Here is a 14,238-nt window from a genome sequence, read left to right as displayed (position 1 = left end):
ATTAAGCAGGGAAACGGTTGACGGGGCATGGAACCGGCGGATCACGGGTGCAACCGAGGCGCGAGAGACGGTGACCTGACAATCCTGGCGGGAGCTGTTCGGGAAGACCGACTATTCGTCGACAAGGTCGTACAGATACCTGGTGGAGGTACCCATCCAGAAGAAATACGCGATCATCTCCAGCACCAAGCCGGCGGACAAGACCCAAAAGACCAACTCGGGCCGAAACTTGGCGATTATATCCTGACTTCGGGTGGCGATCGACGCCACCAGAATCGGCAGAAACAGGACGGCCACGGCGAGGAAAAAGGAGGTGAACGGCCGGCGCAGAAACAGCCGAACAGATCGGCCCATACTACGTACCGCATCCTCGCGATAGAGCACGACCGATGGTATAGCGAAAAACAACAGGCCCAGAGTGAGAGAATGCAGCCCCGGCATGATAATGAACTCAATCACCTGCTGCCGACGGGGGGAACCGATCATCCAGGCCTTCAACAGCTCGGGAACAAACAGGTTAAGGACAAGGATTATGCCGTTGATGACTACCCAAATGACCGCGAGATGCAGCCACAGCTTGACGACCGAAGAGAGGGCGAGTTCCGGTTCTCGGGCGCTGCGCAGATGGATGTTGCGGAACATGCTTGCAACCATTCCGAGCACCAGCCCTTCTACTATCACGCCGAGCAGCGTGCGTGCCCACCCGAATATGGTCGGCAGCACCAGAAACTGCCCCGGGTAATGACCGAAAACGGTTCGTTCCTGTCCGGTGATCAGCCCGAGGGCCTGGGCCAGTCCCAGCCAGGCCTGCACGAGTCCATAGAAGGCCGGAGAGAGGAAATCATAATGGGCGTAGAGGATGATCCATTGTATGGCGAAATAGGCCGCCAGGAGGCTCCAAATGCGCCACCGACCGAACTGGCGAAAAGTCTCCAGAAACAGGGTAATGAAATGGTTCAGATTCCGCAGAACGGTCATAGTCCGGCCCGATCAATCCGTAATCTGGATAGCGTTGGATCCTGTGGAAAGACCCTGTTTGTCGAACACGTACACCCGGTACCAGCGGTTGGTGGTCAGACCGAACGTGGCGGAAATCGAGGTCCGGGAAGTGATAATGTCGATCAACTCGTCAGAGCTGCTGACGCCGGATGAATTCCCCCGATAAATCCGGTACGATTGGAAGTCGGCGTCGGCATTTTGCGTCCAAGTCAGCCTGACCGTGGTGGCATCGGACAGCGCACCTGCCAGCACCACAGCCGCGGGCGCCGTATTGGCGAGAGTGGTCGCGCTGGCCGTGTTGGAGGCAGCGGTCATTCCGAGGCTGTTACGGACGTAAACGCGGTAGTAATACGTCGTGCTCGCCGCAACTGTCGTATCGGTATACGACACCGTCGAACGGTTCGTGATCGTTGCAACTAACAGGTCAGCGTCGCTGACGGTGGCACTTGACGACCGGTAGATGCGGTAGCTGGCAAAGTCCGCTGACGCGGCCTGACTCCAGGTGAGGGACATTTGGTAACTCGAGACCGGCTCGACCAGAGTCAACTGGACCGGCAACGGCGCGCTGAATATTGTCAACGTGACATCGGACAGAAAATCGGCTTCATTGCCGGCGGCATCCGTAAACTCACCCACCACCGATCCGTTGTTCAGTGTAACATCACCGGGCACCACCCACTCGGCCGAATAAATGCCGTCACCCGCAGCCACATCGCCGTTCGTACCGTCGTCAAACAGCCGCACCGGGTCGATTCCGCTGAGAACGACCTGGGCTTCCCCGTCAACTTCGGCGGCATCGACAAAAAACGTAATTGTGTCACCGGCCGTGAAGGTTCCTCCCCCACCGGGAAGGTACCAGGCCGAATCGATGCGTGCACGTGTATCGAGGATGATCGAATCGGACAATGGCTGCTGCGATTCGGAACCATCGAGGAAGATATAACGACCGAAGACGATTTTGGTGCCATCGCCGGGACTCAACTCAAAGCCTCGCTGAGCTGAAAACGTCTGGGCGACCGCATCGGCAAACGTCGAATCCTCCGACAGGTACACATGTGTGGCGGCGCTGTTCGCAATCAGTTGTACCTGCACGTTTCGCGAATTGGTGTATCGGGCATTGTTGTTTATGGTAAGCGACAACAACGCCGTGACGGCCGAGACAGTAGCCGACCGGGGGCCTTCATAGCCGTTCCCGTCGACAGCGGCGACTTCGAAGAAGTACTCACGGTTAAGTGCAAGTCCCTCAATCACGATTGACGTCTGCGCAGTCGAGTCCTTCACGGTAAAGCCCTGGACCGTGTCCGTCGCCAGATAAACACGATACCGACTGACCGCTGCCGGATTATCAATATCCCAACTGAGCGTCACCGACCGGCTGTTCAATTGCGCGAGAACATTAGTGGGCACGGGAGGCGCATCGGGCAAAGAGCGAACCGGATCCCGTGAATCGATATAACGGTCACATGAAATGAGCAGTGTCAGGGCGACAATGGCGCCTGCAATGACGGCTGTACGAGTCATCACACTTCTCCGCCTCAAAACGAGTATGACAGGGTCAAACCGACCTGATCCAGATCGGCTGCGGGCTGAATGTCGACGCCTTCAACCGAGAAGGCAGTTCGATCACCGGGAGAAAACAGCAGTGCGTCGAGGACCGACAATCCCCACACGCCGATGGCGGCCCCGATCGTGATCCGTCGATAGTCTTCGTAATCGAAGGCCTCGTCCTGCGCGTCCGATAGCGCATCGAGTCGCCTATCGAGTTCCTCACGCGAGGCGCCGTCCGCGACGGCGGCGTCGAATTCATCGAGTCGTCGTTCGTACTTTTCGTACTTAATATCGAAATTGTGATCGGCAATCAGATATGCGGCGATGGACCCGGCGCCGAGGACATGAAACAGCCAGGCCTTTCCCTTCTGATCGCCGTAGCGCTGCCCCCATCCGGGTACAAACATGGATCGGACCGCCGCTTTGAGCCGGGTCTTGGGCGACAACCGGATATCAAGGCGCGTCGGTCGGGCCGGGTCGAGCACGACATCCGTGCGATACGTTTCGTATCCCCGCTTTTTCACGGTCACGTCGTATCGACCAATCAGCATCTGGCGGAACGTCGTGGGAGTAACGCCGGCAACGGTGGCATCCCCCTTGAGCACGACTTCTGCGCCGCCGGGGTCTGATTCAACCGTGACGGACCCGGTCGTGGTCTGCGCGTGCGCCACCAAACCGGGAAGCGAGCAGAACAGGACTGTCGCCAAAATCCGTTTTAACAACATATCCCCTTTGTATGTCGGTTACGTGACTGCTTAAAAAGAGTATCGGAAATGTAGATCAATCGCATAGCCGATACAAGTTGAATTTCTGCGAAAAAAGAAGAGCCGCGCGAAGCGGCTCTCGGAAATTGGCTCATTGCTTTCAAGCGTTCACGTAACTCAGCACGCCCCTCTGCCCGTGAACACCACCACAACCGTCCTGGCCATGATCTTGATATCCGACCACAACGACATGGTGCGAATGTAAGTCACGTCGTAGTTGACCTTGTCCTTCACCGAATCGATGTCACAATCGTAGCCGGACTCGACTTGCGCCAGACCGGTGATACCCGGCTTCACGCGAAGGCGCTCTTCGTACCCCTCAATCTTCGTCGCGAGGTCTTTGACGAAGGTGGGGCGCTCCGGACGAGGACCGACCAGTGCCATATCGCCTTTCAGGACGTTTATGAACTGCGGAATCTCGTCGATTCGGGTCTTCCGCAGGAACTTGCCCAACCGAGTGATCCGGGGATCGTCCTTGGTCGCCCACACAGGGCCGCTCTTCGTCTCGGCATTCTGGACCATGGTGCGAAACTTGATTACACGGAATGGCTTGCCCAAAAGGTCTTCCTTGCGGCGATCGTTGGAGCGACGGTTGTCGATGTCGGTCTTCTGGTGATAACGGCGTTCGGTACGACGACGATTAATGCCTATCCGCATCTGAGTGTAAAAGACAGGTCCGCGCGAATCCAGCTTGATGAAAATCGGCACGAAAACCAGTATCGGCAGGCACAGCAGCAGACCGACCGTGGCCCCGACAATATCGTATGTCCGTTTCACCGCTTTCTGTATCATGAGCTTGAACTGGCCCGGCTTGGTCAGCACTGACGGCAGCCCGAATATATACATGGTCGAGAAAGCGACAAACAACAATCCAAGTACTTCGGCGAGGAGAAACCGGCTTTTGAAAGCGACGTCAGGCGCGTACGACGGCGCGACGGAGCGCGGCACTACGGCCTCTCGCACGGTCGCGTATCCGTAGGAGACGTTGCGGCGGTTCAGGGTGAGTGTTTGCTCGCCGGAGTAATTGAGCTGGTTGTTGTTCTGTTCCATTATCCTGTCAATGTGAGATGGTTACCTAAAAACGCGTCCGTTTCGTTCTGGGATGTGAGAAGCAAATGCATTGCCAACCTTCCCGCCGTCTTGATCCAATTTCAGACGCCCGAAAGGCATCACGTAGGCATCGGCAACGGATTGTTAAACAATAGGTTACACAGGATAAAAAGGAGTAGATATTCGGACATTGCGCCCTTGTTCAGTATGCCAAACGCCGCGGATATGCATAATCACGCAACATATGCACGTTCGAGTGCAGTGCGGTGCGCACTTGTGCGTAAGTCACAATTCGACAATAAGAAAAAACCGACCTAAATAGGTCGGTTTTTGAAGAGTTCCGATCATCGCTGACCGGATATCCGAAATGGCTTAATTGCCCATGTGAAAGAGCATCGAAAAGCGATGCAAATCCTCTGAGGAGTACTGATCCTTCAGGGAGTAGGCGTAGTTGATCTCGGCTACGCCAAATCGAACGCCGGCCCCAAACGACATACCGTCGTCAAAGGAGTGGTCCTCACCATCGAGATCGACATCGTAGCCGGTGCGCAGGAAGTAGCGGTCGTAGAACATCATTTCCAACCCATTATGCAGGACACTTGCCCCGTTGAAACGGTTGTCGTATTCAACGGCGGCGCGGAGCCCGCCAATCAACTCGGTGACGGCAACACCAACGCGGAGCGTTGACGGAAGGTCCTCCTTTTCCGAGTCGAATGTCATCGCCGACCCGAGGTTTCCCGCCATGGCAGCGATGGTCCAGCGGCCGATCTGGTAGCGTGCCCCAAGATCGACGGCAAACGCAGAACCCGAGATGTCATCGAACTTCTGATTGATGTACTTGCCTGTGGCGCCAACGCTCAGGTCATCGTTGACCTGATAGCCCAGGGAGACTCCACCGGCCCAGTCATAGGCAGTGATTTCGCCGATGGGGTTGTCGGAGGCGTCATATCCATTGATGTCGCCGTAATTCAGATAGATGATGGAGGCGGCCAGAGTGGTCCGCTCGTTGAGCGCGAAGGCAAATGCACCCTGCTCGAGGGTTACATCCTGATACCAGGCGAAGTGCGAAAACGACACTTCATAGCCTTGCAGGCCAGCCATGCCGGCGGGGTTCCAGTAGGATGCTTCAGACCCCTCGGAGAGAGCGGTGTATGCGCCGCCCATGCCGGCAGCGCGAGCTCCGACTCCGATCTGTAAGAAGTCTGCCGCGGTGCGGCCACCGTCAGAGGCTGCCAGCGTTACATCGCCGATGAGAGCCGCTATAATCAGCAGGATGACCCAGCCGAGTATAATCCTGTCTACGGTTCGTCTAGCCATTATCGTTTCCCTTTCTGTAGCTGTCTGGCATTAGAAAGGGCAACGCCGATGCCGGACCGTTGGCCGTAATAACGATTGCAGAGGGAAGCTGAAGTGAGGTTGGAGCTACCGCGTAAAAACTTACTGGTCAATGGGTTCGCACTCCTTCCGTGGAGTCGCCCGACGGGCGCGGGCTGCGCGCGCGTGGCGGGGTCTCCTCAAATGTTTCTGCAGTTTGACCAGCGAGTGAACACTGTTGTGCGGGACATCCCGTTCAGTCGCCGTAACCGAGCGTCTGGCATGCGCTTGTAACCGGTATTCAGATCCTGAACAGGCATCTGGCATATGCCCGCTATTTGATCACTCACCTCCGTCACCTGTGGGAATAGCCCCACAAAAATCTGATCGGATAGGTACAGTTATCCCCTTAGCAAGTCAACAAAAACAATGGCGTTTTGGGAAATATTTTCCAGAGCGGGCATGGTCAGCAGCTGTCAAGCGGATAAAGATTTCCCCTCACTGCATTCCTGTCAAATCAAAGCTTGGTCTTTTCCGCCAGGTCACCAACCACCGGCAACTTGTAGTTCTTCCCTTGCAGGGCGAAGTAAATACCGGCTATGGCGAGGCCCGCGGCGCCGATGAGAACCACCCGGAACACAAGGCTCGATACGCCCGGCAGCAGGAACAGGACAGCCACTAGCTCTATGATGAACAGCACGATGCCCTGACGGGCGTGGAAGCGCGCTTCGGGGTTCTCTTTCATACTCAGCAACGGAATGAAGCACAGCAACGGAATGTAGGACATGATGGCTGCAAGCCGACCCTCATCGGTGCGCAATTCAGAATGATCCTCGTCGGGACCGGCAGACTGCCGCTCCTGCCCACGACCGTTGAGTTCGGGAATATCGCCCTTCGGCTTTTGCTGCGGATCATTGTCGAAAAAAGAATCGGTCATTTTGCCTCCGTGGCCGGGTCAGCCGCGCTACGATGGCCAGAAGATCTCGGAATTACGCTCCGGGATATCGATGTGGATCGGGTCATTCTCCGGCCATGTTTCCAGACGTCGCTTCTGATCGATCAGCGATACGGTAAAGCTGAGCGGTCCGAATTGCTCGGGCCAGAGGAAACCGCGCTCAATGCCGAGTTCCAGAATTTCCCCGAGAGCCCATTGGTAGTGGTCCGGCGAGTCGCCGGACCGCCTGTCCGTGCCCGTTTCTAATCGAATCACTCGCGGCGATGGTGTGAAGCATGCGACTTCCACCACCGGCGCGTCAATCAAGTCTAGTCCTTTTCTATCGTGGAAGTCAAGCCGAATATAGAAGCGATTGTGGTCATAGGCGAAGTGGATTCCCGCAAGATAACGTTCGACGCGGTGCATTGCGCCGCCTGCCTTAAGGCAATCGAAGTATCCCGCGCCGGTCCACTCGTAGAAATGGGTGATGCGACCGTCGATTTGTGCGGTGAGGATATCGTCGGGCATCGAGGTATACGACGCAGCAGTTTCCCCATGAATAGGTTGGAGCAATTCAACGGGCGGCGGTTGGTCGACCAGCTCGTAGACGCGCATCAGGTGGCGACGAAAAGTCCGGTCGAACTGCTTGTTGTGCAGCCCGCGATGCTCATCACCGTACCACCAGCACCAGTCGGAGCCTTCGGCGATGTATATCTGATTCCAACAGTCACGCCGGACAGACTCGTCCAGCGGCGGCTCGGCCTGTTCGCGACGCCGAAGCATGTCCCGTGTTCGCGACAGCAGGTCCCAGGCGAGGTTGTCCTCCGAGTGACCGATCCAGATGCGGAAGTTGTGGTTGATCCATGACCCGGCGAATACCGCGTGCAGCTTTTCGGAGGGCAGCGTTGCGGCTTCGGAGTAACCGACTGTTTTAATGAACTCATCGGCGGCCAATTCACGGTATAGCAGATCGAGAAATTCCGACCCGTCATCGGGAAAGTACTCCCAGGCGTTTTCACCGTCGAGGATGACGGGAACAACGGTCCGGTCGAGTCGATCAGCATAGAGCGAGCGAAGCTGGTGGATGTGGCCGATAAAATCGCGAACCGCTTCCGCCGCCGACCACCCGGAGTAGACAAACCCGATCTTGTCCGATAGGGTGTGGTCGCGGAAGCACAGTTTGAGTCCGTTGTATTCGTAGACGGCGTGGAGAGGATGAGAACTTCGATCCAGGCCGGACTTCATCAGAGACTGAAACAGAATCTCTTCGTCACTGGCCGCCCATCGAATGCCCTGCTGCGCAATGATGGCCAGCGCTTGTTCGGAAACCGATCCCTCTGAAGGCCACATGCCCGTCAGCGGCCGGTCGAACAGCTCGCGAAACCGCCCGGCGGCCATTCTAACTTGCGCCTCGGCATCTTCGGGATGCACAAATCGCTGCTGGGGCAAATGGATGCCAGGCAGCGCCTCTCGAGCGACATCGGTGTCGCACAACAGCGGCAGGATAGGATGGTAGTAGGGCGTGAAGGACAGATCGATTTTGCCCTGCTGATAGAGGTCGCGATAGGTCGGGATGATGCGACGGAGCAGTACAATCTGCCAGTCCAGAAGCGCCTGCTTGTCTTCTTCGTTGTAGTACCGCCCCTGGGCGAACAGTCGCCCGATCGGCTCCTCCCTGCGAAACATTGGATCGATCCAGGCGAGGTTCGACCAGACCTGCAGGTCGAGCATCTCGGCCGTCGAGAATAAAGCGGGCAGCAGTTCTTTGCGGGCAAGCGAGACGGTATACTTCTGGTGCAGCTCCCGGTATCGTTCGTACGGCTCGACCATGTGCTTGAGGTGCGCCGAGAAAAACGTGTCGAGGATCTCCATCTTGTCGGCATCGGTGAGATGGTCGGCGGGAATACGGCTGAGTTCGAGATGGCGGTCGAGCCCGCCGTTCACGTAAAACTCGATCTGGTCGAGCAGAGACGGTACGAGATTGAAGGTGACTGTCGTGCCGGCGTGGGCCGCGGCGCGCAGCGGCATGTCGAGGTAATCTTTGAGCGCGTGGAATCGCACCCACGGCATCGAAAGCCGGTTCGAACCCGGCTCACGATAGTCCGGCTGGTGCATGTGCCAGAGAATTGCGACGCGTATGGCGGTGCGGTCACCCACGAGATAGCGACTCGGCTGTCTTACCCTGCCGCCGCGCTCATCTCGGTGAAGAGCCGCTCGGCGCGATTGGCCAGTTCTGTTTGCGGGAACTCATCGGCTATGCGATCGCGGAAGCCACGGGCTTTTTCGACGTTGCCGAGATAGAGATAGCAACGCATGGCGCCGACCATATAGTCGCCGGCCAGTGGTCCGTCCGCATAGACGTTGACCGCCTCTTCGAAGTTGGCGGCTGCCTGCTCGTAGTCGCCCTGGTTCTCATAGCAGGCCGCCAGACCGGCATGGGCCCCGGCCCGATTGAGCTTGTTGTTTTTGAAGCGCTCGAGGTACTTCTCGAAGTGCGTGATTGCCTCGGCGTAGTTTCTCTCTTCGAAATTGATCGTTCCGAGCATGAAGCGGGCCTGTTCGGCGATAGTGGTCGAACCGTAGTTGTCGACTACCTGCTGAAGGCTCAGAATCGCGATGTCCGACTGACCGTTCCGGAACTCCAAAACTGCAGTCGAATATCGGGCGCTGGCTTCCCGTTCCTTGTTTGACTGAGAGGTTGCGTAATACGATACCGCCACAACCACCAGGGCCACGACAACCGCGCTGATCACCCAGTACTGCCAGTTCTCAAGGAACCGATCCTTGGCGTTCAGCATGAAGCTGGTGAACTTATCTTCTTTGATCTGACGTTTGCTCAGTTTGACTTTGCTCTGCATCTGCCATTACTCCGTAGAAAAGCCGATCGTTACAGGTATCGGCTTTACCGCTTTCTTGGTACACAGGGATAAGGGCAGCGGAGCCGGAATTGTCCAGCCCCGCCGAAATTCGCTAAAAATGACCGGTGAACGTAACACTCAGGCTGTGGCTCCGATCACGCGCCTCGACCGGAACCGGAACGAAATCTTCGTTGAGTCCCAGGTCGCCCAGCGCGAAATACGACTCACGGTCGAGAACGCTCAGGCTGTAGGCGAAATCAAGGTTGATCTGTTCCCACCACAGGCCGAAGCCGGCCGAGAATCGGTATCCGGCGGCGGACGAATAGGTCGGTTCTGCGTCCATCGCATCCAGCGCTATGTCGGGACTCGGGATCGGCACGTAAGCAAATCCTGCGCGTAGCGGCACCAGCGGGAAGGCTGACTTGCCCGTCTCCCACATGTACTCCGCACCGGTCCTGACGGTAAAGACGTTACGCCACTCGGTTTCGACCTTCTCGTAAGTTTCGGTGTCCTCCGACAGGTTACGAGAGACGCGCACTTCGGCATCACGCCCTTCGAAGCCGCGATACTCAGCGTCCAATGCCCACATCAGTCTCTCGGTCAACTGGTAGCTCACACCGACACCGAACATGAGCGGGAGGTCATACTTGACCAACTGGTCGTCGACGAACGTCGTATCGGACTGGTCGGGTTGATCGAGCCCGGCGTACTTCACATTTGTGAAGATCTTGGAATCGGTCTCTGATTTAAACGTGAAGGGCGCACGAACAATGAGGCCAACACCATACTTCTCTCCCGTATATTTGAGGCCGCCGGTCAGGCCGAACCCGGAGTACTTGACGGTATCGAGTCCGAGCACGCGCTGAGACGCAGTGGCGGTCTGCGGCGAGTCGAAGTCCGGAAAGTTCTCGGCGATGGTGATTCTCTCCGTACGGGCCACGGCGCTTCCGAGATAGATATCGGCGCTGACGCCAAATGACACCTTCTCGGAAAGGCGAGTTCCCATGCCCAGGACAAGCGCGCGGGGATCCCAGTGAGCCTCCTGCTCGACGGTCAGGTAGTAGGCTTCGGGCGTGAGCATGTCGGGCAGTTCGTACGTGTCGTCGCGACGGGCGTACGCGGCGCTAAAGTCCTCGAACAAACTCGAGTAGCTTACGGACGCGACAAACTGGTGGCCGCGGATTCGCAGCGGTGCAAGAAAACTGAGAGCACCGACAGAATTCCATGACCCGGACTGACTTTGCGTCAGCGCACCAACTTCGGACTCGCCGCGAGGCAGCAGCGCGCCGTAATCCAGACCGAATTTCGGACCTTCGTGGACCCACAATCCGGCAGGATTCCACGTGCCGCCGGTAATGTCGTCAGAAACGCCGATAAACGCGCCGCCCATCCCTCTGGCTCGTGCACCGGAGCCGGTGAAATCGAAGGAGATTTGGGTGAAACCCGTCGCGGCAAGAGCGAAGACGAGAATGGCAGACCTGACCAAAGACCGCATCATGCTCGAGACTCCTTATATCCTAAGTCGCACTTTTCACAATAGACGAAGTTCCCACAGGAAATAGTTAACGAATATATGCCCGACCGTCCCCCCTGTCAAACGATTTCCGGCATTATTAGACTGCTCTATCCATTTGACGGGAAAGAAGTTGGAGGTCTCGAGCGGCACCTGTCCGGAGCGGCGGCGCCTCCTGGCCCCTGATAGAGAGCTATCTGAACAATACCGCCCACTCTCATACTGCCCGAACTCCCTTTCCGATACCGGCGGCTCCACACCGCCGCCGATGGCGGACGCCTGCCAGCCAGCTGGCGGCGGGGCATCGCTTCCTGACTTGAGTTCGGCGGGTTTCCCCCTCACACCCTTTTTCGCCGCGCCCTCGCTTGCACGGACGGAGCTTCCAGCGGCAGCTGCTTTTATTCGGAGTTCTCCAAAAAATCCGTTACCGATTCATCACCGAGCTGTTCGGCCAGCGCTATGATAATCCCTTCAGGGCCACGGAGATAGCAGAGCAAATTCCTATTCTCGAAGTTCACCACCTCGCCGATGAGTTCCGCTCCAAGTTTCTTGAGGCGACCAAGAGTGTCATCGATGTCACTGACGGCGAACATAACGCGCAGGTACCCCAGGGAGTTTACGGGTGCGTTCCGGTGGTCGGCGATTACCGGCGGGGTGAGATATCGCGAAAGTTCGATCCGGCCGTGACTGTCGGGAGTGACCATCACGGCAATCTCGACACGCTGGGTGCCCAGTCCTGTGACACGCCCGGCCCACTCTCCTTCGATCATTGCCCGCGCTTCGAACTTCAGGCCAAGTTCGGCGAAAAAAGTGATGGCCTCATCGAGGGATTCCACCGCTATCCCAACGTTGTCCATTCTTAGCAACGTGGATTTTCTTGATTTCATTTTCGTGAGTACATTACGTCTTGTGTGGACGAAAAGCTCCTGGCGTTCAACCTCCGATAGTACCCGTCATGACGTCTCCGGCTCGCTTGTAACCGGCGAAAATGACGCCGTTTGAAGAAACGAGGCTCTCCGTAAGAGTAAAGGCAGCGGCGATAGTGCCTTCGCCAAACAGACGTTTGCCCGTGCCGAGTGTGATCGGAAATATCATGAGCCGCAGTTCATCGATCAGATCGTGTTGGAGAAGAGATTGACACAAGTTACCGCTACCGATAACCTGGATATCAGCCTCTCCTGACTTCTTGAGTTTTTTGATGTCATCGACGTTTTTCAGGAACACTGAGTTTTGCCAGTCTGATTTCTCTGTTGTAGTGCTGACGCAGTATTTGCTGACATCCATAATACCTGGCCACATGTGCGCGTGTTTTGGCCAGTAGGCGGCAAAGATTTCGAATGTTTTCCGTCCCAGAAGCAGATCCGTGGATTTCAACCATTTTTGCATCAATTCGCCGGCCTCGTCGTCAGCTTCGTAGAAATATGGCGCCGTCCAGCCGCCGTACTTGAAGCCACTGGACTTATCTTCCTCAGTTCCACCGGGCGCCTGCATCACTCCGTTCAGAGTAACAAATTCTTGGGCGATTATTTTTCTCATGTGATTAGTTCATGGCTATTGGTGTTTGGTGACAACTTCTCGTTTTCAACGAGTGTGGGGCCGAAGCAGAGGTCGCTAAAACGATTTCAGATTCAACGAGGCCCTCCTTTCCATCTGATGCCGAAGACAGTGCGGAGCCCGAACGACGCTGGTTCGGAGCGGCAGCGCCTCCCTGGGCGCCCGGAAGGAATACCCCCGGCAGGAATCGAACCTGCGACCTGCGGTTTAGGAAACCGTCGCTCTATCCAACTGAGCTACGGGGGCGAATTTGCACACGGCCCGGCGGCCGTATCTCAGAATGTAGCACACCTGACGCGGTGCGGCAAGCGCGGTTTACTCGCTGTCGTACGATATCAGGTAGTTCAGATCGTAGCCGGAGAGAGTCGCCTCGAACGGGAGAAAGGTGAGCGCGATGACGGACGAGATACCGGCCACCTCACCGCCGAGACGCTCCACCATAGCGCAGACGGCTTTCAGCGTACCGCCGGTCGCAATCAGATCGTCGACCACCACCACCCGTTCACCGGCGTTCACGCTATCCGCGTGCATTTCGAGCCGGTCAGTGCCATATTCGAGCGCGTACTCCTGGGATATCGTACGGGCGGGCAGCTTCCCCGGTTTCCGAGCCGACACAAACGGAAGGGCGAGACGATCCGCCAGCGCTGCACCAAAGATAAATCCGCGCGATTCTATCGCCACGATTTTGTCGGCCTTCACGGATCGTACGTACTTCTCCATCTCATCAAGTGCCGTCTTAAAGCCCGTGGGATTCTCCATCAGCGTGGTGATGTCATAGAAGAGGATTCCCTTCTTGGGGAAGTCCGGGACCTCGCGTATATACGATTTGAGATACTCCATAAACCTCAAACTCAGTAGTGGGTGATTGCGAATGTGTCATAACAACCGCCAGGCGACCGCCAGGTGATTTCAATGGTGTCGACGTGGGCGCCAAACGGACCAACGCGGAGTCGTTCTATCAGCGTCTCGATATCTTGTCTCTCTCCCTCCGCCATGACGCGCACCGAACCGTCGGAGAGATTCTTGACCCACCCCGTGATACCGAGGCGCGAGGCCTCGCGACTGCAGAAGTATCGATAGCCAACTCCTTGAACCAGACCAGTGATATGCAGTTCGGCGGCGGCCGTTTGTTTCATAGGCGTTTCTCCGCCATTTCCATAGCAAGTCGGGCGGCCTCAACCGGGTCTTCCACATACGTCATTTCGTCGCCCAATCGCCAGGCGTTTATCGAGATCACAGGCTTGCCCGCGTGAAGGGCATACGCAATCTCGGTAAGTGTGCCGTACTTGCCGGGGAAGGCCACAACAACGTCGGCGGTTCGTACCACGAGCACGTTGCGCACTTCGCCGAGCCCGGTCGGTATGGCGAAATCAATGTAGTCATTGGCATCGCTGCGCTCGCTGGTCGGCAGGATTCCAATGGTCGTGCCCCCTGCCTCTTTCGCCCCCTTGGCGGCTCCTTCCATGATCCCCCCCAGGCCCCCGCAGACTACGACACCGCCGTGTTCGGCGACATAGCGCCCAACCTCGGCGGCCCGGTCCCGCAGCTTGCGAGAACACTTGCCCGCCCCCACCACCGCGATGATCGGCTTTCGGCTTGCAGGCATGAACTGGCCCTTTTTGTACAGGTTGATCCAATGAAATGAACATGAGACAAGGATACTGCGGCTTCCGATGTTGTTCGGGCCGAACACCGGTGAAAAAA

14 protein-coding genes and 1 tRNA gene are annotated in these 14,238 nt (G+C 56.9%); all 15 read right to left on the bottom strand.

What is annotated here, in order from left to right; all coding sequences use genetic code 11:
- Positions 1-111: 111 nt before the first annotated feature.
- The 15 genes from RBT76_14250 to RBT76_14180 all read right to left on the bottom strand — a co-directional run bounded on the left by RBT76_14250 (position 112) and on the right by RBT76_14180 (position 14,227).
- Positions 112-978 (bottom strand): hypothetical protein, encoded by an 867-nt coding sequence (locus RBT76_14250; protein MDX9858945.1) that lies wholly within the window; start codon positions 976-978, stop codon positions 112-114.
- Positions 979-990: 12 nt separating this feature from the next.
- Positions 991-2,520 (bottom strand): fibronectin type III domain-containing protein, encoded by a 1,530-nt coding sequence (locus tag RBT76_14245; protein ID MDX9858944.1) that lies wholly within the window; start codon positions 2,518-2,520, stop codon positions 991-993.
- Between the two features lie 14 nt (positions 2,521-2,534).
- Entirely contained in the window at positions 2,535-3,272 is a 738-nt protein-coding gene (locus RBT76_14240) for a PEGA domain-containing protein (protein ID MDX9858943.1), read from the bottom strand.
- Between the two features lie 156 nt (positions 3,273-3,428).
- On the bottom strand, positions 3,429-4,361 hold the full coding sequence (locus RBT76_14235; GenBank protein ID MDX9858942.1) for a sugar transferase: 933 nt from the start codon (positions 4,359-4,361) through the stop codon (positions 3,429-3,431).
- 372 nt (positions 4,362-4,733) lie between these two features.
- Positions 4,734-5,678 (bottom strand): PorV/PorQ family protein, encoded by a 945-nt coding sequence (locus RBT76_14230; GenBank protein ID MDX9858941.1) that lies wholly within the window; start codon positions 5,676-5,678, stop codon positions 4,734-4,736.
- 514 nt (positions 5,679-6,192) lie between these two features.
- Positions 6,193-6,612 (bottom strand): hypothetical protein, encoded by a 420-nt coding sequence (locus RBT76_14225; GenBank protein MDX9858940.1) that lies wholly within the window; start codon positions 6,610-6,612, stop codon positions 6,193-6,195.
- A 27-nt stretch (positions 6,613-6,639) separates the two neighbouring features.
- Positions 6,640-8,766 carry a glycoside hydrolase family 57 protein gene (locus RBT76_14220; protein ID MDX9858939.1) on the bottom strand — a complete coding sequence of 709 codons (2,127 nt, stop codon included), beginning with the start codon at positions 8,764-8,766 and terminating at the stop codon, positions 6,640-6,642.
- Between the two features lie 20 nt (positions 8,767-8,786).
- The gene (locus RBT76_14215; protein ID MDX9858938.1) at positions 8,787-9,467 is read right to left on the bottom strand and encodes a tetratricopeptide repeat protein; all 681 of its coding nucleotides are present in this window, start codon (positions 9,465-9,467) and stop codon (positions 8,787-8,789) included.
- 112 nt (positions 9,468-9,579) lie between these two features.
- Positions 9,580-10,965 (bottom strand): hypothetical protein, encoded by a 1,386-nt coding sequence (locus RBT76_14210; GenBank protein MDX9858937.1) that lies wholly within the window; start codon positions 10,963-10,965, stop codon positions 9,580-9,582.
- 413 nt (positions 10,966-11,378) lie between these two features.
- A complete protein-coding gene (locus RBT76_14205; protein MDX9858936.1) occupies positions 11,379-11,867 on the bottom strand; it encodes a VOC family protein in 489 nt (162 codons plus the stop codon).
- A gap of 46 nt (positions 11,868-11,913) precedes the next feature.
- A complete protein-coding gene (locus tag RBT76_14200) occupies positions 11,914-12,516 on the bottom strand; it encodes a dihydrofolate reductase family protein (GenBank protein MDX9858935.1) in 603 nt (200 codons plus the stop codon).
- A gap of 190 nt (positions 12,517-12,706) precedes the next feature.
- Positions 12,707-12,780, bottom strand: a tRNA-Arg gene (locus tag RBT76_14195).
- A gap of 69 nt (positions 12,781-12,849) precedes the next feature.
- Positions 12,850-13,374, bottom strand: a complete 525-nt coding sequence (locus RBT76_14190; protein ID MDX9858934.1) for an adenine phosphoribosyltransferase — start codon at positions 13,372-13,374, stop codon at positions 12,850-12,852.
- Between the two features lie 11 nt (positions 13,375-13,385).
- On the bottom strand, positions 13,386-13,670 hold the full coding sequence (locus RBT76_14185; protein MDX9858933.1) for an acylphosphatase: 285 nt from the start codon (positions 13,668-13,670) through the stop codon (positions 13,386-13,388).
- Entirely contained in the window at positions 13,667-14,227 is a 561-nt protein-coding gene (locus tag RBT76_14180) for a TIGR00725 family protein (protein MDX9858932.1), read from the bottom strand. Before RBT76_14180 ends, RBT76_14185 begins: the two co-directional genes overlap by 4 nt.
- Between the last annotated feature and the right edge of the window lie 11 nt (positions 14,228-14,238).

It is taken from the genome of Candidatus Zixiibacteriota bacterium, assembly GCA_034003725.1.
In the GTDB taxonomy this organism is placed as follows: Bacteria; Zixibacteria; MSB-5A5; order GN15; family FEB-12; genus WJMS01.
Note: the sequence above shows the minus strand (reverse complement) of the source record. Positions and strands in the feature narration are given on the sequence as shown.